The sequence below is a fragment of the Pseudoalteromonas sp. A25 genome, from assembly GCF_009176705.1.
Taxonomy (GTDB): domain Bacteria; phylum Pseudomonadota; class Gammaproteobacteria; order Enterobacterales; family Alteromonadaceae; genus Pseudoalteromonas.
In genome coordinates this window covers 2771818-2792654 of the sequence record NZ_AP021846.1, presented here as the reverse complement: position 1 = coordinate 2792654, position 20837 = coordinate 2771818, and the positions used below count along the sequence as shown (strand labels likewise).

Sequence of the window (20837 nt, the reverse complement as noted above, 5' to 3'; positions counted from 1 at the left end):
GTCCCCTTCGTCTAGAGGCCTAGGACACCGCCCTTTCACGGCGGTAACAGGGGTTCGAATCCCCTAGGGGACGCCACTTTACTTTAGGTGAAGTACAAAAAACTCATATGGTGCGAGTTAAAATAGCCAGTCCTATTGACACATTCTGTGTCCCCTTCGTCTAGAGGCCTAGGACACCGCCCTTTCACGGCGGTAACAGGGGTTCGAATCCCCTAGGGGACGCCATTTCTTCTGTATGTCATTCTATCCATTTAAGCTATTTTATAAAAAACTAGTCTATTTTATTTTCTACCCTAACTTTAGCCTCTATCCTAACTTTCTATTTCTCTGTTTGCTTTTTATACAAATTGTTTGTTGCGTTGATCGCAAACAAATTTTAGGGAACTATTCTCAAACCATTACAAAACTAATAATTTATCATTGCATTTTTATCTTAAAGAGAAAAAATAATGCGCAATGGTCAGCAGGATTATACAAATAAAGAAAACGATTATCCGTCGCACTTCAATCTGTTGTCTACTACAGATCCAACGGGGAAGATCACTTACGCAAATCATCATTTTTGTGAAGTGGCAGGGTATGATCTGAATGAGCTAGTCGGTCAGCCTCATAATGTTGTTCGCCATCCAACGATGCCTAAAGCAGCATTTGAAGATTTGTGGAGCTATATTGGTTCAGGAAAGTCATGGATGGGTATGGTCAAAAATCGTTGTAAAAATGGCGACCATTATTGGGTTAACGCATACGTTACGCCGATAACAGATAGCGCAGGCAAAACCATAGAATATCAATCGGTGCGAACCAAGCCTAATAGAGAGGTGGTGGCTCGTGCAGAGAAAGTTTATCAGCAGCTAAATCAAGGCGTGTCAGCTCAAAAGCTGGCGAGATACTCTTGGTCTTTATCGTCACAAATGATAGCTATTATTTGTATTTTTTACTTATTGACACTTCTTGTCATGTACCTGCCAACACCTTGGCTATATATATTTGAGACTATATTGCTAGCGGGCACTTTGGCTATTACACATTGGCGGTTAAAACCTGTTCGTCAGTTAAGTGAAAAAGCGAAGCTAGTTTGTAATAATCCGCTGATGCAAAAAATATATTTAAATAAAGTAAATGATATTAGTGCCATAGAGCTGGCGTTATTAGCTAGGGAGGGGGAGCTTAGGGCTGTATTGGGTCGTGTAAAAGATGCGTGCGATACGGTAAAAAGCGACGCCATGCACATGGCGACTGAATGTGAATGTAGTTCAGAGTTGTTAAACTCTCAGCAAGCGCAAACTGGCTCTCTGGCCACTGCACTTAACCAAATGACACAAAGTATCTCAGAGGTTGCGGGCAATACCTCAGGGGCGGCAGAGCAAACAGAAAAAGCGCTTACCTCAGTGGCTGCGGGTAATCATGCGGTAGAAGAGAATATTGCCAACAATGACCAACTTTGTGACGAATTACTAAAAACTCAAAGTGATATCGAAGAGCTAAACGCCCAAACTGCTAATATCGGTAGTGTAGTTGATGTGATCCGCTCTATATCTGAGCAAACTAATTTACTTGCGCTAAATGCAGCTATTGAAGCTGCCAGGGCTGGAGAGCAAGGCAGAGGCTTTGCTGTGGTAGCCGATGAAGTTAGGGCGCTTGCACAGCGCACGCAAGAATCAACCAAAGAAATCGATCAGATAGTAGCAGACCTAAAGCTGCGTACAGAAAATGCCGTAGCGGCTATTAAAAATGGTGTAGCTAAGTCCGCTAGCTGTGTTGAAAAAGCCCAAGGAACGAAAGCTAGTTTGGATTCGATCACAAACATTGTGAACGATATTTCTAGTCTCAGTTATCAAATCGCAACTTCTGCAGAAGAAATGTCTGATGTTTCAAATGAGCTCAATCAGAACGCGGTCAGCATTTCACAGCTTGCTGATGATTCTTTGCAAAGTGCGGCTCGCAGCTTAAGCTCGGTAACAGCAACACAAAACTCACTGCAGGATCAAGAAAGCTTGGTTAACCAATTTATTGGAAAGTTTCATTGTAGAAATAACACGTTATCACCTTAAAGCGATGAGAACATGCGTAAAGGATTAAAATGACCTCAGGTTTTTTAACCACTCAGAGCGATAACTAAGCAAAAGAAATATGAGACATTGAGCCCAAAAAGTTACAGGGCTCAATATTATATTACTCAAACATACCTTTTACTATTGGCGTACTGTTTTCAACCATTAAAATGCCATTACTCCATACGTAGTTAGGTAACAAAGTGTTTTTATCTAATAGCACTAAGTCAGCATCACAATTTACGCTGATATGTCCCTTTTCAATACCAAGTACATTTGCGGGGTTGCTTGTAATTGCCATTAGCGCGTGTTCGATTGATACATTAAATTCTTTTACAGCTTGAACAAATGCATGGTGCAAGGAGTCTTCTTTACCGATCTCTAGGCCTACTAGATTTAGCTGTTGGTCAAAAATCGGTAAGCTTGCATGACCATCAGAGCTAATAGTTAGTTGTGCTGGGTTAACTCCTTGATTGATACAATAGGCTAGCGCTTGAGCGGCAGAATATTCGCCATGCTCAAGGTCATATTGGGTCGTACTCGCTGTAAAATCGATAGTGCCACCGGCATTGCAAAACTGAATACCAGAGTCCAAAAGCGCTTTATTGCGATTCATGTGAGTGGGGTAAAACGTGCAAAGGTTAATATCTGTGCTGTTTGCCACTTCATGTAGCAAAGCTAAATGGCTTTTTTGAGGTCCAACATGCACACTCACTATGCCGCTTTTGCCACTTAGCATACCAGCCACTTTGGCTTCAGCTGCAAGCTGGGCCAATTGCTGCGTGGTAGGTTGGCTACTGCGATGATCAGAGATTGCAACCTCTCCAACCCCAACAAACTCTTCGATATACATTAAGTCGTCAGTAATACTGCCTGTTAAGGTTTTGGCGGGTAAGTGATAAGACCCAGTATGACAAAATACGTTTAGACCTTGTTCTTTTAGCCCTTTGGCTTTGGCTATCAGATTGCTAAGAGTGCGGCTACTAGAGTCTGTGCCCAATGCGCCAATTACTGTTGTAATGCCAGACAAAGTAGCATCGGTTAAATTCATTTCTGGTGTACGGCTTGCAAAACCTGCTTCACCACCGCCACCAGTAATATGTACCAAAGAATCAACAAACCCAGGTGCAAGGATATACTCGCAGGCGTTAATTTTTTTAACCGAAGTACTCGTTTCTAGCTCAATGTGCGACTGAATATCTATGACCTTTGAGCCTGCTAGTAACACATCCTTGGTGCCCTGATAAGTTGGAGTGTATAAACTTGCTCCTTGAATAAGCGTTAACATATAAAGCTCTTTTTATTGGTAGTTAATGAAATATGCGACAAAAATAAAAGCACTGGCAAGTGCAAACAACGCCAGTGTAAATCGCCAGATAAACGCAGCCCACTCGCCCCAATCTAATTTTACGATGCCAAGGCAGCCAATCAGGCTTGCTGATGTAGGAATAAAAATGTTGGTTAAACCATCGCCCAGTTGAAAAGCCAGTACCACAATTTGTCTTGATATGTTAAGCAAGTCGCCCAATGGCGCCATAAGCGGCATAGTGATGGCCGCCTGACCAGAACCAGATGAAACAAAGAAGTTGAACAAGCTTTGAAAAAGTAACATGCCCCAAGCGGCAATAAAGTCGGGTACCGAGGCAATGCTACTTGCACTGTGATATAAAAGCGTATTTAAAACGGATGGCGAATTAAGATCGCTTCCCCCCAGTAGCAATACCACCCCTTTTGCTAGCGCTACCAGCATAGCAGCGGGAAGCAAGTCTTGCGCACCTTGTTTAAATGCCTCTGCACAGTCGTTGGCGCTCAGTTTGTTAAAGATAATAGCGATAATGGCGCTTGCTAAACCAAGACAAAAAAACTGTGCCGCGAGTTCTGGAATATAATACTGCTTCGCCATCACACCCCAAACAACCCAGCCGATACCAGACACAAAGGTGAGTAAGATTGCTTTATCAGCGGTACCAAGGGCGGTAGGTAAGGTATTTTGTTGCTGAGTATTTGATGAGGTTTGCTTAACTGAGATGGCGTAACGTACGGTAAAAATCAAACCAAAAAGAGTAAATACCAGCCAAGCACACATTCTGAAGTTTGCGCCCGAGAATACGGGGATTTCTGCTATAGATTGCGCGATGGCGATGCTAAATGGGTTCATCCACGATGTTGCAAAGCCAATTTGCGTAGCTACATAAGTTGTAAGTACCGTTACTTTGGCATCATAACCAAGCTGTTTCATGATGGGGAGCAATACAATACAAAACGCAATGGCTTCTTCGCCCATACCAAATACGGCCCCACCGAGTGAGAAGAGACAAAATAGTAAAGGAATAAACAACCACTCAATACGCTGCGTTTTATTGATTAGCGCCATAATGCCATTGTTAATGGCACCTGTTTTCATGATGATGCCAAATGCTCCACCAGTTATGAGAATAAACGCCATTACGCCAATAGTGGCGCCGTATTTATCACCAGCAACCAAGCCCTCGAACAGTACATTGGCAAGCCCTATCTCACCGTTTTGAGCAAATACAGGTAAAGGCGACACACCTTCAACTGCTTGATACTCAGACAGCGCAACTGCATGGCTTTGCTTTGGTGCGTTAAATTTACCAGGTGTTATCAACAAAGAGGCGACATAGGCAAGTAATGCTACGGCCAGCAAAATGATACTGGCATCGGGCATAGTAAAATTTTTATTTTTCATATGATCACTTCATGTGCGAGTTATTGGATAGCAAAATTGACTACCCAATCAATATAGATAGCGTAGTGGCTTAAGCACTCATGAGCAAAGCCACTACGAACTTGGTTAGGTTGCAAACTGATTTATGGCATAAACCAATTAGAAACGATAAGTTGCACTGAGTGTAACGCGCTGCCCGAATGCGTTGTGATTGATAGAGTCAAAGCCACGGCGTGAGCCAAATACTCGTGGTGGCTCTTTATCAAACACATTATCAATGCGCGCTCTGAGGGTGAAATTATCGTTAAGGTCTATGCCTGCGGATAAATCCCAAACCAGCCAACTATCGACGTTACGTTTACCCTCGCTATTGAGCATGTTTAAGTCTTCTAGCTCATCTATTTCACGACCTCGCAAGCCTTCGATATCATCTTCGTAGCTACTGGTGTAATTGGCTCCTAAGGTGATGTAGTAATTGTTCATACTCCAGTCTAAGGAGGTACGGACAATGTTTTTAGGATACTGATAACTGCCAACAAGTTTCTCGAGAGAGTCTGAACCAGGTTTATTACGGTCAAACTTTAAATAGTGAGTACCGTTAAAAGATACAGTTAGTTGGCCCGAGGCAACGTGGAAGCGATGATCTAGCTTAAAATCAATGCCCGAAAGCGTTTGTGTTCCGGTATTTTCTAAAGGAATAACGTGGTCGCGATACAGTGGCAAGTAATACTCATCTTCTCTTGGCTCAAAGGCCGTAATATAGGCATCGAGAATTTGCGGTAGATCTGCACCTTGTTGCTCTATTGTCAGGCCGCTGCTGTCTGTCACTTCACATAATTGAGCTTCGTAGGAGATCCCTTGCTGTCCATCAGGTACTAATCCACAGTGACGTAAGCTAGCATCCGTCATTGCTCTATCTAGTACAGCAGTCATGTTAGTATCAATCACTTGCTCGTGATCAAAGTGCCAGTAATCAATGGTTAAGTTGGTATCTATACTTGGGCTCCAAGCAAGACCAATACTAAGTGCTTCGGACTCTTCAGCGTTTAAGTTAGGATTGCCGAGCTCAAGAGAGTTAACACTCACTTGTGTTCCATCACCCATGCAATAGAGATTTGAAACGGCTTGGTTGGTGCCACAATCAAATGAAGATTGAGTGGTTCTAAGCTTTACGCCTGCTTGCGTGAGAGAAGGCGCTCTGAACGAAGTTGACCAAGACCCCCTTAAAATGAGTGAATCGGACGGGCGGTAACTCACACCAATTTTAGGGTTGAAGGTGCTGCCAAAATCATCGTAATGATCGTAGCGACCAGCCAGTTGTAGTTCAATTTGCTCGGTGACTGAGACATTGAGCTCGGCAAATGCGGCATATTGAGTGCGTTTAGCACTAGAGAGACTAGAGCCAAAGCCAAACACATCAACTAAGTAATCATTATCTGCTCTTGCTTGTGAGTTAGCAGAAGGAATATCCGTGAGTTCTTCTTTACGGGCTTCAATACCAAATGACGCGTAAGCGGGTAGGTCATTAAAAGTGAACAGCTCACCACTGATATTGGCATCCCAGCCATAAACGGTACTTTCGCCATCACGCGTTGGGCGCGCTTGTGTTTTGGCAAGTATTGCATCGTTGTTGACGTCATTTTGTACAAAAGGGTTATAAAACGGCAGTAGTTGCCCTGCTTGGCAACTTAATGCGTTATCGCTGAAGTTGGCGAGAGAGCCATCGGAGCAGAGTTCACCAGTAATCGCAGCATGAAATTGATAGCGATTATAGACTCCTGCAATGGCTTGTTGCTTAGAACGTGACCTAGAAAGGGTGATACCTGACTCCCAGTTCCAGTCATTTAATTCACCCTCAAGTGTACTCACCAAACGAAAGTTATTAGTCTCTACTTCAACAGTTCTTGGGTCGTTAAAACGTGCATCAAAAGCAAAACCATATACTTCGCGGCCGCTTTGTGTGTTAAAAGGATCAATATACAACTTATCTAACAAGGGGTTACTACCATCAGCTTGGTCATAAATAAACAATGCATCTTCGAGAATATATGGGCCATCGCTATCATTTAGCTGATTGATCGGGGCAGGAGAAGAGTAGGCTTGAGACTTAGTTTGGCTATAAAAAAAGTCAGTGTGCCAGTCAAGGCCAGCTAAGGTACTGTTAAACATAAAGCCCGTAGAGAGACTTTCGAAAGGGGTCTCTAAATAATCATGCTGATTTGCGTAATACGCGCATATTTGCTCACCATATTCGGTAGTAACGAGCGCTGTTTGGCAATTAGGCGCTGGTAATTCATTGTCATCACGACTGCTGTAATAATAAATATTGGGTGAGTTTTCGAGTGTAGGCAGGTACGAATAGGCACTGGCTAAGTTTGGTGAAGCGCTAAAGTCTCGATCTGCGGCCTTAAATGCGTTTCTATCGTAGATATCTGCAAACACACTTAAGTGGCTATCACCAATTTGTGTGCCATACAAAAAGTTTATTTGTTTCTTACTCTCATCATGGCTTGCTGTGCTGTCTGAGAACGAAGCGTTAAGTTCAGCGCCGTTATAATCATCTTTGAGTATATAGTTTATCACTCCAGCCACTGCGTCCGCACCGTATACGGCGGATGCACCAGTTGCCAAAATCTCAATTCGCTCAATGGCTGCAAGAGGAATAGCGTTGATATCAACAAAGTTTTCGGTGCCCGCTGCAAACGAGCTAGGTGCAACGCGGCGTGAGTTTATTAAAGTGAGTGTTGATGACGGCCCCATGCCACGAAGGCTCGCGGCTGACTGCCCAGCTGGTGTTGATGTTGATGTACCACCACTTTCAGACGTTGAGAAAGTGCCCGTACCGCCTTTTAAAACTGAGAGGTCTTTGAGTAACTCATAAATGGTGTTGGCACCAGATTGTTTGATACTTTGTTGATCTAAAACAGTTAGGGGGACGCTGCCTTCAAGATCAACGCCTTTGATACGTGAGCCTGTAATTTCTACTCTTTCAATGTTATCTAATTCGTTACTTTGCTGTGCATACACGCTTGCAACTGGGCACAGTAAAGTACTTACTGCCGTTGCAATAGTTAATCGACGAAACATGACGGATTACCTTTATGTCTTTAACGAGCAGGCGCAAGTGTGCCAAAAACTCGATTATTATGGTTATTCAGGCAGGGCAGTGATGGATGAACACAAACAGCCCCTCACAAAACAATGAGTTGTGAGGTGTTGGCTACTCGTCAAACCACTCCGAAAGGTAGTGAGGAGAGTAGAAATATGTACAAAGCGATGTTGCTTTTTTAAACATAATTCCAATCCAAATAGGTTTTTGACAAAGCTAACCGGTCAGTGCTAGCTTACTCGCGTTTTAAAGTTCCTTTTTTTTATAGCAAGGCATAATTGTGTCTGCAAGCACTTTTTTTAACCTCAACATGAGTGAGAACGTGATGTTTAGAATTCACAAGGTTATATCCGATAACTTTAAAACAAGATTTTTGTGGCCGTTTTTTCTGCTTTTAGCTTCTTTTTCGGCGAAAATGACTGCAAATGAAAAATCGCAAACATTGATATTAATTGGCGGAGCATTGACGACTTGTTCCAGTTTAAATCCTGAAAATTGCAATAAAAAAGGTATCCCAAAGGGTAAGTCAGCCAATCAATTTAAAGTAGATGCTAAAACCATAGCGCGTATTCTTACGCTTTGGCCAAGTACAAATCTGCAGCGTAAAAATAAAGTGAACGCAGTGCTTACAAAAATAGCTAAGCAGCATTCAAGCGCAGTGAATAAAAAGACGTTGCTTTGGCTGTGGCGTGATGTTGATAACGCGCTGTTAAGCCAATTGACTGATCTTGAGTATTATTTTGTTCTAGATATGCTCGAAAAGCCAATCTTGAATAAGCAGGGAAGTCGTATCAAAGAACAAGTGAACATTCAAAGTAATCGTGAGGGTGCTAGTAATGATATTGTCAATTTTATAAAGGCCTCCGCTGGAGTAGCACAGCAAAATCCTAGCCTACTTGCCGTTACCGCATCAAGTCGAGACCCGTATGAATCAGCTGATTTTTATGAAGGGTTACTTAGTCAAACGGTAGAGCAAGCTCAGTGGTTAGCGCTTACTCCAGCCCTTGCAAAAGCTATCACCACAGGCCAGTGTAATAAGCTAGATGAAATACGCCAACAAACTATGCAGCTATACAACCGTGAAAATATCTATGGTGACCGCATTGCTGCCGAGCAAGAGTTATGCGAAAAAGGCGTGACGCACCTTGTTAAAATGATAGAGCAAAGTACTGGGGTTATGTTCAACGGGGGAGATCAGAGCCTAACAAGACAAGTAATGTTCGATGATAAGGGGCAAGCGTATCCTTGGACTCAAGCGATATTAAACCGGCCTTTGTTAATTGGTACAAGTGCAGGCACTGCAGTGCAAAGTGGCGGTAAAAATCAGTTTGGTCAAGTGACGATGATCAGTAATGGCAGCAGTGAGTTGGCGTTAAAAGACGGGGCATTTGCCCAAGCTGCACCCAGTGCTAGATGCGTTGAAGATTGCAAGCAGGGGCTATCGGTAGATGCCCTTACATATCAAAGTGCAGGAGGGCTTGGCTCCTTTAGCTTGGGCATTTTAGATACGCACTTCAGCGAACGAAACCGTACCCTGCGACTAGCAGTCTTATTAAATGAGACAAGCCAGCCATATGGCTTTGGTGTAGATGAAACAACGGCACTAGCGGTTATTAACTCTTCATCAGGACAAGTTATGACAGTGGTCGGCAAACATGGTGTGGTGCATATAAAGTCGCTGTCAAAGCAACAATTTAGCTACTCTTACTGGCCAAGCGGTGCGCAAATTGAACAAAAACAGCAAGGCTTTGTACTGAATGAGCGCACTGTGCACAACGCGTTACCAGATATCAAAATACCCGCGTTGCCTAAGCAGCGATTTGCTAATATTTTAGATGACGCGAAGTTACGCTCGTTGACCCAAGCGATGTGCTTGGCCAAGCAAAAACAAGCCCAAGCGCTACATGGCGAGTTTTATTTTACTTTTCAAGCGGATGAGCACACACGCTTTATGCGGGTGAACAAAAGCCAGTTTGGTTGTGCGATAGAGAACTTAAAAATAAGCTTTTTAAACAATAAGTAGTAATAAATTAGGCAGGCCAGAAAGGCCTGCCAGTTAGATGGTGTAATTGAGCTACTTAAGGTTAGTTATGCTTTACCTAGCATTCTTCTGAGCGTGGCATCTTTATCAATAGTATGGTGTTTAACGGCAGCGCCAATATGTGCAACGATAAGGGCGCTCAAAGCGTAGCCAATCAGACTGTGTGCATTTTTGGCAACGATAAATATGTGGTCATTAATCGCCACTACTTCATCGTTGACGATGTTTTCATGAACCAAAATCAAACCAAATATATCAATACCATAACCGCCAAACCCAGAATAAAGCATACCGCTTATTGGCATCAAAAGGGTACCGAGTAATAGTAACCAATGCGCACCGTGCGAGAGCTTTTGCATGGTCACCGACATCTCGGCCACAGGTTTGGGAAAGCCCTGCCTAACACGATGAATAGCTCGGGGTAATATGAGCAGTAAAGCTAATACGCCAAGAGATTTGTGAATAGGGTATAGCCCCCATGCTTCAAGGTTAACCATATAAAAGCCGATAGTAATAAGACTTAACATGGTCAGTCCTACTAGCCAATGTAGTAAACGGGTTGTGGTACCTAAAGTGTGTTGGTTCATAATAACTTGCTCCTTAAACTTGCGTAGCGCATAAGTTAAAGAGCAATTGGGTATGAGCCAACACTTCAGTGATGAAATCGCTCATTTTGGGATGACCTGTTTAATATCCTCCATTCGTCCCAGTTGCTTGTGATTATTGACCTAACATAGCATGTGCAGCTTGGCGTTTACTTTTACTAACAGGAACGTGCTGCTGGGTTTTTAATATGATTATTCCGTGGCCAGAGCGTTCGTTAATCACTTTTTGCGCGTAAGCCATATTAATGAAGTACGAGCGATGGCTGCGGAAAAACTGGTCACTGGGTAGTAGCTCGTTAAGCTCTTTCATCGTAGCGCGCAGTAAGTACGTTTTTGTATTGCTGGTCACTTCAATGTAATTGCCAGCTGCTTTTATAAACATAATATCATCAAGGGGGATCTGAGTATTATCTAGGTCTAAATACTTTGCTAGCGTTTGACTTTCGTTTATTTGCTGTGGGTGAGTGTGCGCTGTTTTGGTCGCTTCACTTTTTTGAAAAGGTTTGGGCTGACATAACTTACGTACATCGGCGTTGGTCAGCGAGGCGTTGCTATATAAAATGCGATGCTTTAGATGCCACACGCATACAATCGAGATGTACGCGATGACATGATGATGCCACTGATACACTAAGCTCTCTTGCCAAGTTAATTGCTCTAAGGTGATATCTAAAGCGGTATTTACGGCAAGCGCAAAGCTCACCGCATAAGCACCGACCAAAGTATAGTGCGCGGTTAATGATGTATTATCGCGATTAGTTAATGCATTACACAGCGCAGGCGTCATGACTAGCCATACACCAAACTTTTGCAGTGACCAAATGATAGAAGAGGCAATATCAACTCGCTCTTTAGCAATCAATAAACTGTGCGCCGTGCAGTTTAAGCAAACAACAGTGAGGATCACTGCCCAGCCAATCAACATGAGTTGATAATCTTTCAATCGATAAAAGTGTTGTTTAAGTAATGTGTCCACTAGCCAATACCTAACTATGTGTGTTGTGAGCAATGTTTCAAGGTTCTAAATTAGCATAAATAGACCCGGATTTGGGGATAAAGTTCGCAATACTTAGAAGTCTCGTTAGATGTAATGTATGCCGGATTTTATAAACAGTGTTGAGTATGTTTTTTCATCTTACTTTCTAAAAATTAGCATTTTATATCTTTACTCCGAAGCTTGATTGACTGAAGGTGAACCATGTTTTTACTCAGTACTTATCTAATAGCTCAGGTACTTTGTTTAGCGTGGGCTTTGACTGTTTTACAAAGCATGCTTACAGAAGATATGGTATGTTTACTGATGCTCTATGCATATTTAGTTAGTTTAAGTGAAGAACACTTGTAGGTAGTAGGAATGCTTAGACTTTTAGTAAAAAATAGATTTAGGATAATTGCATGTTTTTATTAGATATATCGTTTTAAATTCTTATACTCTCCTACCTCATAACCTCAAATTTCATGAAATTATTATAGATAATGGCGCTATGGACCTAAAAGAGTTTTTATTTTCAGTAAATCGGATTGTATTATTGTATGAGATCTTGATATTGAGTTGGTTTTTTGTAACTCATTTTTCCGCCTATAGCTGGTCATTGTTATATGTGCGCGGTAACTCTCTCGTGTCCTTAAGATCTCATGAGATTCACTCTTACTCTACAACTATTGTGTGCTTTTTAATCTTCCATTTGATCGGAACCGAAATAGAAGTAGCTCTTCTAGCCTTATTTTTGCCAGAACTGGGGGACAAAATAAGGGTTTTTTACCTGGTTATATTAGTTAACCAGTTCATGTTTTTGCTAACTCTGTTTTGCTTGCATAGAATGCAAAGGTTATTGTTTTCTTTAACAGCTCGGATATGCTCTTATACGACATTCATTATAATGGGAGTTGCCATGATGCAGTTGATAGCAAGAGGTTATTTTGATTATCATGAATTAAAGCCTGTTTATAAGTCAATATTTTGGACGAGCAACTTAATTGGTGTTGTTGCTATTTCAATCTATCCAGTCCGCCAAATTTTGGTTTATTTTAAAAAGTGAACATAAGTTATCCACTTGTGATAAATTTTGTTTCTTAGAAAGGTATCCAACACAGTTTAATGATTCTAATAATAGGCTAGGGTTTAGCAAAAGATCAGTAATGCTTTCGAATAAACCAGAGGTGACTGCACTGTTTTAAGGGTAAAAAAATGCTTAGAAGTGAACGATAGTTTTAGTCACATGAAGCTTTACAAATATAATCAACATAAAGTTACCGTTCATGAGTCAGTTTTTGTATCAGTTAGAGTGGATAATTAAAGGGTATGAATTTGCTCTTCTTCTTTGGTTTTTCGTATCGCAATGGTCAAAATATAGTTGGTCATTATTTTACGTACGAGGAAAGTCATTCAAATCCTTAGAGCATCACGAAATGCATTCTTGCTTTATGACTATTCTTTGTATGTTCGTTTTCCATGTGTTCGCCTCTGAAATCGAGCAGTTTTTTGTAAGTCCGCTCATCGCTGATTTAAATAATAAAATCAAAGTTTTTTACATATCAGGTATGATCATTCAGTTCATCTATCTGATAGTGATCTTCAGTTATCATCGGGCTCGGCAATGTTTATTTTCTAGAACGACTAGAGTGTGTATGTACACCACGATTGCTGTAATCACCTTGCAATTTATACAGCTTATCGCAAGGGGGTATGTTGATTACCATGCGCTTGTGATGGTTTACTTTGTGGCAGTTTGGATCTGCAATATAGTCGCAGTGTCTGCGATGTCTGTTTACCCCATCCGTCAAACCCTAGTTTTTATTAAACAACGTAGAGAGGCTTTATAGTGCTTATTAGCTTACTCGAAATCGGCACTTATAGAGCAGTTGTCCATGAATGAGTTTTTATATCAATTAGGATGGATATTGAAGGGCTATGAGTCGCTTATTGTACTCTGGTTTTTAGTAACGCAATTGCCAAAACATGGCTGGTCATTATTTTATGCGCGAGGGAAAGATTTAAAATCACTACAACTGCATGAAATGCATTCCTGTTTTATCACGATATTGTGTTTTGGGTTATCTCATCTTTATGGAAGTGAAATTGAGCAATATCTGCTGTCGTTGCAGTTTGAACAGGTCTATCGCATTAGAGTGTTCTATGCTGGAATGATTGGAAACCTCTTTTTATTTATTGCAATGCTTACTATTGCACACAGGATGAAAGGCTGTTTGTTTTCGCAAACAGCGAGATTTTGTTTGTACGCAAAGTTTACTGTTATTACGTTGATATTTATTCAGTTATTGGCCAGAGGCTATTTTGATTATCATGAGCTTTCTCCCATTTATACAATCGGAGTTTGGAGCTGCAATATAATTGCAGTAACTGCGATGTCTATCTACCCAATCCGGCAAACTTTAGCCTACTTTAAGCAGCGTACTGAGGCTGCGTAAATATCAACATGAAAGCTGATTGTTATGACTTAAATGCGTGATAACACAAAACTTCATCTTTAAGCTGCGTTGGCTTACCTAATTTATCGATTTGCAGTAAGCTACAGCGGTGTATTTATAAAATAAAAAGAATAAGGTTTAAGGTTGCGCTACTTACACTGCCAACAATTTGAAATCGACACGCATCATCAACAGCTGCGTTGTGCTGGGTTAGTCGTGCCGCTGGCACCAAAAGTATATGATCTATTGGTATATTTTTTCCAAAATCCACAACGGGTGATCAGCAAAGATGAGCTAATGGAACAAGTTTGGGCGGGCACAATAGTGACTGACAATGCTATTAGCCGCACCTTAGTTAAAGTAAGAAGGGCGCTGGGCGATGATCCTAAAACGCCACAGTTTATAGTTACGGTGCCGCGTAAAGGCTACTGCCTAACTCAGGTTGTTACTGCCAGTGAGCAGCCCACTCAAAAAAACATCAGCACTCTAGAGCTGCCTCATAGACGTGCTACTACTCGAAAAACGGTGTTCTCACTCGTGGCGGTGTTACTGGTGGGCATAGGTATGTTGGCAGCGCAATATTTTGCACCCAGTACATTACATACCAAATCAATTAAACCGCTTACTCGAGATGTAGGGCAAGAGCTGTTTCCTGCTATGTCGCCCGACTTGACACGTATTGCTTACACCAACGTCAGTGCACAAGGCGCTTCTACAATTGTGATAGAGCAACTGGGCGACCATCAGCGTGTTGTACTAAGTTTGCCTGACTGGCAATTGTCTCGTTTGGCTTGGTCGCCAGATGGTAAACAGGTGGCATTTGTTGCAAAATCGGCGGAGCAATGTGTGATTTATAAAGCAGCGCTCACGCAAGTAGACAATGTGCAATCATGGCAGCGGCTAAGCGCTTGCGGTGAGCAAAGCGCGCCACACCTAGTGTTTTCACCCATCGGGAAATCGCTATTTTTTAACGATAGGGTTTCCTTAAAACAGGGCTATCAAATATTTAGACTGGACTTAGCAACGGGTAAAAAAGAGATCCTGAATCAGCCAATTACCGCCGGTAAAGGTAATTATGCCTTTGATATTGCACCAAATGGCAAATCACTGGTGATGCTTAATAGCGAGTTTGCGCCTGTCACTGCTATTTATACCTTATCTTTAGATGGTGCAGTGCTAACTAAAACAGGGCAACTCAATTATTTAATGCGGTCTGTTGTGTTTAGCCATGATAGTGAAAGTATTGTTCACCCTTCGCCACATCCCGCGTATGAGTTATGGCAAAGCAGTTTAGCTGGCGAAAAACGCGCAGTTGTGGCTAGTAACACCTCTCGGGTTAAACATATGCAGCGGGTTAATAATGGGCAAGATTATGTTTTCGTTTCTTATCTTCTTAATCGCGATTTGGTTTATCACAGCTTTTTTGAGCAAACTCATATGCGCTCACAAGTTGTTGAGCAAAATAACTCATCGGTAATGGATTACTTGCCAGCATTAGCAAATCATTCCAGCAGTTATGCGTTTGTATCAAAGCGCTCAACGGGCTCTGAGGTATACTTGGTCCAAAAAACTGATGACACAATGACAGCGCCCATGGCTATTTCATCTTTTGAGCATCAGGTAAAGTTGTATCACTTGGCATTCTCTTTTGATGATTCAAAGTTGTTGGTATTAGCTGACAATCAATTATTTGTTGTTGATATAGCAACGAAAACTATGCGACAGCTACCACTAAACAATCAATCGATCCAAGCAGCTAGTTGGCAATCGAACGAGAAACTGCTGTTTAGCTCGCTGATTGACAACCGCTGGCATATGATGCTGTTTGACTTAACGAACGACGAGCTCACAGATTTTGTGCAAGGCTATGTTGGTGGCCTGTATTTACCAGCCCAGCAGCAATATGCACTGGTTGCACAGCAAAGCGGTCAGGTTGTCTTATTGTCAGCACACGCTGAGCGAATGAGAGATTTACCCTTGGTATGTCAGCCTGCGTTAAGTGAGCGAAAACTGAATTTGCATCGTTTTGAACAAGGTGTGCTGTGCCCAACTCAAAATAGTACGCAGATTCAATATGCATCAATAGATGATGAACGTGTATCACAATGGGGTATCCAGCCAGAAACACTCGACTTTAGTGTGAACAAACATGGCATATTAGCAACCAAAATGACGCAAGCCATTGCCGATGTTATGGTAACTATCTCACCATAGTATTAGTTTATCTTATTGTAATTAATACTTATAAAAGTTGTGACCACTCACTTGGTCACAACTTTGCGCAAACAATTCACTCATAAATCATTTAGCGTTCCTTACTTTTTACACGTTCATGAGCATGCTCTAGCTAACCAGTTTGGCAGGAGCATGTATGGATATACCAATTTCAAAAAAAACAAACTCAAGAGTTTACACCAAGGTGCTTATTGGTGGCCTTAGCGCAGTTGGCGTGTATGGCGCGATCACTTTTGCAAGTAACAATGTCTCGCAAGGTAAGACTTATAACGTACCGCAAGGTTCGTTATCGGTGAGCGCGGTTTCGCAAGGGGCATTCACTGAGTACCTTCCTCTAAGAGGAGTGGTTGAACCACAAGACACGATTTATATTGATGCCATAGATGGCGGACGTGTTGAACAAGTTTATGTGCAAGAAGGGGCATTGGTCGCACAAGATCAGCCAATACTAAAACTTAGCAACACCAACTTACAGCTTAATGTGTTGGCCAGAGAGGCCGAGGTATCGGAGCAGATCAATAACATGCGTAACACGCGCTTGGCGCTTGAGCAAAATCAACTCAAACTCAAGCGAGATGTAATAGAGCTTGATTATGAGGTGCTTAAGCTTGAAAAGGAGTTTGCACGTAACAAGCGCTTGGCCGATCAACAACTGATCTCTCAGCAGGCTTTTGAACAGACGCAAGACGAGTTGCAGTATCAAATAAAATACCGTGAAACGGTCAAACAGAGCCAGCAAAAAGAGGCGTTGCTGCAAACTCAACAGTTAGAGCAACTGTCACAAAGTATCAAAACATTGGAAGCAAACTTAGCTATCTCTCGCGCTAGCTTAGATAAGCTGGTGATCAAAGCACCGCGTGCCGGGCAGCTAACCTTTTTAGATGCCAAAGTAGGGGAGTCAAAAAGTAACGGGCAACGTATCGGGCAAGTTGACTTGATTGAGCGCTATAAAGTGTCGGCGTTAGTTGATGAGTTTTATATCAGTCGCGTACACAAGGAGCAAAAAGCCACCTTTTTGTTGGGTCAGCAAACCATAGAGCTATCAGTTGCTAAAATTTATCCCGGTATTGAGCAGGGGACATTTAAAATAGATTTCAATATCAATGAGCTAAGTGTGATGTCGCAACTGCGCTTAGGACAAAGCTTACAACTTAAATTTAACCTCTCAAGCAGTGAAAGCAAACTACAGATTGCTAATGGTGGTTTTATGCAATACACCGCAGGCAACTGGGTGTTTGTATTATCAGAAAATGGTGAGCAAGCCACTAAGCGCATGATCACCACAGGTCGAAAAAATCCACAAAATATAGAGGTGCTGTCTGGGCTTGCCCCTCAAGAGCAGGTGATCACTTCTTCTTATGCCAGCTTTGCTGACGCTGAACACCTAACCATAATCAAAAATAACTAAAAGCAGGTAACGTAATGATTAAAATAAATAAAATATCTCGGTCTTTTGTTGGAGAGCATGTTGAAACTCTAGCCATTAATAATATGAGTTTGAGTATTGAACAAGGGGAGTTTGTATCAATTCTTGGGCCCTCTGGCTGTGGAAAATCTACCTTGCTTAATGTGTTAGGTATGCTGGATAGCATCGACGAAGGTCAGTTTACTTTTTTTGATACTCAAGTAGAGCGCATCAGCGAGGCAAGTAAAGCAGTATTGCGTAAGCAGTATATTGGCTTTATTTTTCAAAGCTTTAATTTGTTAGATGAGCTCACAGTAGAGCAAAATATTGAGCTGCCGCTCATTTATCATAAAGTAAGTAAGCAAGAGCGAAAACAACGCGTAGAAGAGGTGATGCGTCGTGTTGATATTTTACATCGCCGCGAGCATTTACCCGCAAAGCTCTCTGGTGGTCAACAGCAGCGAGTTGCGATTGCGCGCGCTATTGTAACTAAACCTGCGCTTATTTTGGCGGATGAGCCAACCGGAAATTTAGACTCAAACAACTCAACGCAGGTAATGCAGTTGCTTCGCCAATTAAACCAAGAAGATGGCACGACTATTTTGATGGTAACGCATGCGCCTGAACATGTACATTTTGGCACGCGTGTTATTGAACTTTTAGATGGCCAAGTACGAACAGACAGTGCCGTTGTTAAAGCAAGACGTGGCCAAAGCAAGGAGGCTGTAAATGTTTAAGCTTTATTTTCTTGTGGCATTTCGGCACTTATACCGAGATAAACTCACTAGTCTTATCCAGTTATTGGGTTTGGTGATAGGGATTGGATGTTATGTTTTAATCCAGCAATATGTTGCTCATCAATCGAGTTACAATACCCAGTTTACAGATGCAAAAGATATCTATCGGATAAATTTGTTTAGAGATGACAACAAACCTCAAGCGTTAACACCTATTCGGCTGGCCGGTGAATTAAATAGCAATTTTCAACAAGTAGAAGACGTAACGCGTATTTCATCATCGTCAGTCTCGATAAAGCAAAACGACGGTGTATATGCTCAACAAGCCATCTTTGTAGATAGCAACTTTTTCACTTTTTTCGACTTTGAGCTTATCGAAGGAGATATTCACACGGCGCTTAATTCACCTAATAGTGTGGTGCTTCATCAACTATTAGCGCAAAAATATTTTGGCAGAGTGAACAATATAATTGGTCAATCATTAACGGTTAATGGTGAACAATATTTGGTAACTGGCGTAATCAAAAAAACACTGCAGCCGCATACCCTACCAGAAACAATATTGTTACCACTAAAAAGTTACTTTGGCTTGTTACCCAATATACAGTGGACACAACTTTGGAACTTTAATGCAACCATAACTTTTGCCAAAATTAAAAGTGCCACTGATGTGCTTGCGCTAAACGACAGTGTGAGTAACTTTTATGACCAACGAGTCAAAGGGCTGACTTCTTACAAGCGCTACCGTGTTGAATTTGAACCTTTACTTGATGTGTATTTAAACAATACCACTACGCGATCACTCGTTGCATCAGGCAGTGAAATGATGGTCAAGGCGTTTAGTATTATTGCTGTGCTTATTTTGTTTTTGGCAAGTGTTAACTTTACCAACTTGGCGACTGCTGCTGCGATGCGCAGAGGTAAAGATGTGGGGGTGCGAAAAGCCATCGGTGCAAGCCGCCTGCAGCTGGTTACTCAATATCTATTTGAGTCTACTTTACTCACATTGCTGGCAGCTGTATTCGCTATTCTTGGCGTATATCTTTGTTTGCCGTGGTTTAATCAGTTAATGAACGTGAACTTAGCAATTGAGTTAAATAGTCAGTTGTGTGGGCAGTTGCTTGCTATTTGTGTTTTAGTGTCATTGCTAGCTGGTGGGTACCCTGCATTTTTCTTAAGTAGTCAAAGCGCTGCACTGGTGCTTAAAGGGGTAATTAATACATCTCGCGGTAATGTGTTATTTAGGCAACTGCTGATTGTGTCTCAGTTTGCCGTTGCGGCTTTGTTATTGGTCGTGAGCTTAGTGGTGAATTGGCAAATGCACTACGTGCAAAATATGCCCCAAGGCTATGACCGAGACAATGTACTGGTAGTGAGCCGCGGTGCCAGTGTTTACAACGCTTTTAAAGTTCAAGCAATGCAGCTCAGTGAAGTAGAAGCGGTTACGATGTCTCATACCGTGCCAACCAAGGCTACGCGCACTTCTCATGTGGTTAGACGACCCGATGCGATGGATACTGAAGTATGGGTCGGGAATAACCCTGTGAGCTATGATTTCTTTGCTACATTTGGCATTAAAATACTCTCGGGAAGAGGCTTTGGGAAGGCGTATGTCAATGATGCTTATAAAGAAGATAAACAAAACATTGCAAATAGTATGGGCAAATTAGTGATCAACTTAACGTTGGCGCAAACTTTGGGGTGGAGCGCAGAGGACGCTGTTGGCAAGAGCATCGTATTGGGGGGGACCAATGAGGGCTTTCATACTCATCAAATCATAGGCGTTACTGAAGATACTCACTATATTAATGCCAAAAACCAACTAGCCCCCATGCTGTACGTATTATCTGAGCAACCACAAGACTTATCATTACGTTGGTTATCAATACGCCTAACAGGCAACGCGGACCTAGATACAGTGAAAGAGTTAGAGCAGATCTGGTTGAGCCTAGATAGTAATGTGGCATTTAAATATGACTGGCTCAATGACTTGTTTTCAGCCTCTTATCGAAACGAAACCTTACAAACTAAGTTACTGAACGTATTTACCGTACTTGCATTTGTGGTGACAAGTATAGGTTTGCTTGGACTGGCAGCCTTTATGGCGCAACGTAAAGTGAAAGAAATTGCCATTCGTAAGGTATTGGGCGCAGCAAACTATCAGTTATGCATTATGTTACTAAGTCCATTTACGATATTGATATTACTGGCAAATATACTGGCATTACCAGTTGCGTATTGGCATGTAAGCAACTGGTTGAATAACTTTATCTATCGTATAGAGTTGCCGGTAAGTGCGTTTGCTGTGGGGGTTGCTGTAAGCTTGGTAATTGCTTACGTAACAATTATGGTGATTGCATTTAAAGCGATTCATGCTAAGCCCGCCGCGGCGCTTGCGAGCGAATAAACAACGCAGATAAGGGGTAAACCTATCGTTACCCCTTATCTTTGTTAGGCTAAACGGATACTAATTTTTGATTAATAATGGCAGCATTGGTTGCTTTGGTGTCGTTTAAGCCATACTTGGTTTAGATGT

Annotated in this window: 15 protein-coding genes and 2 tRNA genes; 12 read left to right on the top strand and 5 right to left on the bottom strand. The window is 41.9% G+C overall.

The window, feature by feature from the left end:
- From GDK41_RS11925 to GDK41_RS11915, 3 genes are all read left to right on the top strand, one after another.
- Positions 1-76: transfer RNA gene (locus GDK41_RS11925), tRNA-Glu, on the top strand.
- Between the two features lie 73 nt (positions 77-149).
- Positions 150-225 (top strand) — tRNA-Glu (locus GDK41_RS11920).
- A gap of 224 nt (positions 226-449) precedes the next feature.
- Positions 450-2051: a methyl-accepting chemotaxis protein gene (locus GDK41_RS11915; protein WP_152086622.1), complete on the top strand. Its 1602-nt coding sequence runs from the start codon at positions 450-452 to the stop codon at positions 2049-2051.
- Positions 2052-2172: 121 nt separating this feature from the next.
- On the opposite strand, the gene iadA is transcribed toward GDK41_RS11915, so the two are convergent.
- From iadA to GDK41_RS11900, 3 genes are all read right to left on the bottom strand, one after another.
- Complete coding sequence (iadA, locus tag GDK41_RS11910; RefSeq protein ID WP_152086621.1) at positions 2173-3339, bottom strand: beta-aspartyl-peptidase; 1167 nt, start codon at positions 3337-3339, stop codon at positions 2173-2175.
- Positions 3340-3351: 12 nt separating this feature from the next.
- A complete protein-coding gene (gene yfcC, locus GDK41_RS11905) occupies positions 3352-4761 on the bottom strand; it encodes a putative basic amino acid antiporter YfcC (protein ID WP_152086620.1) in 1410 nt (469 codons plus the stop codon).
- Between the two features lie 138 nt (positions 4762-4899).
- Positions 4900-7827: a TonB-dependent receptor domain-containing protein gene (locus tag GDK41_RS11900; protein ID WP_152086619.1), complete on the bottom strand. Its 2928-nt coding sequence runs from the start codon at positions 7825-7827 to the stop codon at positions 4900-4902.
- A gap of 437 nt (positions 7828-8264) precedes the next feature.
- Between GDK41_RS11900 and GDK41_RS11895 the strand changes: the two genes are divergently transcribed.
- Entirely contained in the window at positions 8265-9872 is a 1608-nt protein-coding gene (locus GDK41_RS11895) for a cyanophycinase (protein ID WP_232056456.1), read from the top strand.
- A 65-nt stretch (positions 9873-9937) separates the two neighbouring features.
- Here the strand turns inward: GDK41_RS11895 and GDK41_RS11890 are convergent, their stop codons facing one another.
- Positions 9938-10477 carry a cytochrome b gene (locus GDK41_RS11890; protein ID WP_152086618.1) on the bottom strand — a complete coding sequence of 180 codons (540 nt, stop codon included), beginning with the start codon at positions 10475-10477 and terminating at the stop codon, positions 9938-9940.
- 133 nt (positions 10478-10610) lie between these two features.
- Positions 10611-11471 (bottom strand): LytR/AlgR family response regulator transcription factor, encoded by an 861-nt coding sequence (locus GDK41_RS11885; protein WP_152086617.1) that lies wholly within the window; start codon positions 11469-11471, stop codon positions 10611-10613.
- A gap of 222 nt (positions 11472-11693) precedes the next feature.
- Here GDK41_RS11885 and GDK41_RS20240 point away from each other — a divergent pair, with 222 nt between their 5' ends.
- The 8 genes from GDK41_RS20240 (at position 11694) to GDK41_RS11855 (ending at position 20708) form a co-directional block, all read left to right on the top strand.
- Positions 11694-11840 carry a hypothetical protein gene (locus GDK41_RS20240; RefSeq protein WP_172971607.1) on the top strand — a complete coding sequence of 49 codons (147 nt, stop codon included), beginning with the start codon at positions 11694-11696 and terminating at the stop codon, positions 11838-11840.
- 547 nt (positions 11841-12387) lie between these two features.
- Positions 12388-12534 (top strand): hypothetical protein, encoded by a 147-nt coding sequence (locus tag GDK41_RS20235; protein ID WP_172971606.1) that lies wholly within the window; start codon positions 12388-12390, stop codon positions 12532-12534.
- A gap of 220 nt (positions 12535-12754) precedes the next feature.
- Positions 12755-13318 (top strand): hypothetical protein, encoded by a 564-nt coding sequence (locus GDK41_RS11880; RefSeq protein ID WP_152086616.1) that lies wholly within the window; start codon positions 12755-12757, stop codon positions 13316-13318.
- 45 nt (positions 13319-13363) lie between these two features.
- The gene (locus GDK41_RS11875; protein WP_152086615.1) at positions 13364-13924 is read left to right on the top strand and encodes a hypothetical protein; all 561 of its coding nucleotides are present in this window, start codon (positions 13364-13366) and stop codon (positions 13922-13924) included.
- A gap of 144 nt (positions 13925-14068) precedes the next feature.
- Positions 14069-16138, top strand: a complete 2070-nt coding sequence (locus GDK41_RS11870) for a winged helix-turn-helix domain-containing protein (RefSeq protein WP_152086614.1) — start codon at positions 14069-14071, stop codon at positions 16136-16138.
- A gap of 157 nt (positions 16139-16295) precedes the next feature.
- The gene (locus GDK41_RS11865; RefSeq protein ID WP_152086613.1) at positions 16296-17567 is read left to right on the top strand and encodes an efflux RND transporter periplasmic adaptor subunit; all 1272 of its coding nucleotides are present in this window, start codon (positions 16296-16298) and stop codon (positions 17565-17567) included.
- Positions 17568-17581: 14 nt separating this feature from the next.
- Positions 17582-18301: an ABC transporter ATP-binding protein gene (locus tag GDK41_RS11860; RefSeq protein ID WP_152086612.1), complete on the top strand. Its 720-nt coding sequence runs from the start codon at positions 17582-17584 to the stop codon at positions 18299-18301.
- Positions 18294-20708: an ABC transporter permease gene (locus GDK41_RS11855; protein WP_152086611.1), complete on the top strand. Its 2415-nt coding sequence runs from the start codon at positions 18294-18296 to the stop codon at positions 20706-20708. The genes GDK41_RS11860 and GDK41_RS11855 overlap by 8 nt, the downstream gene beginning before the upstream one ends.
- Positions 20709-20837 lie beyond the last annotated feature (129 nt).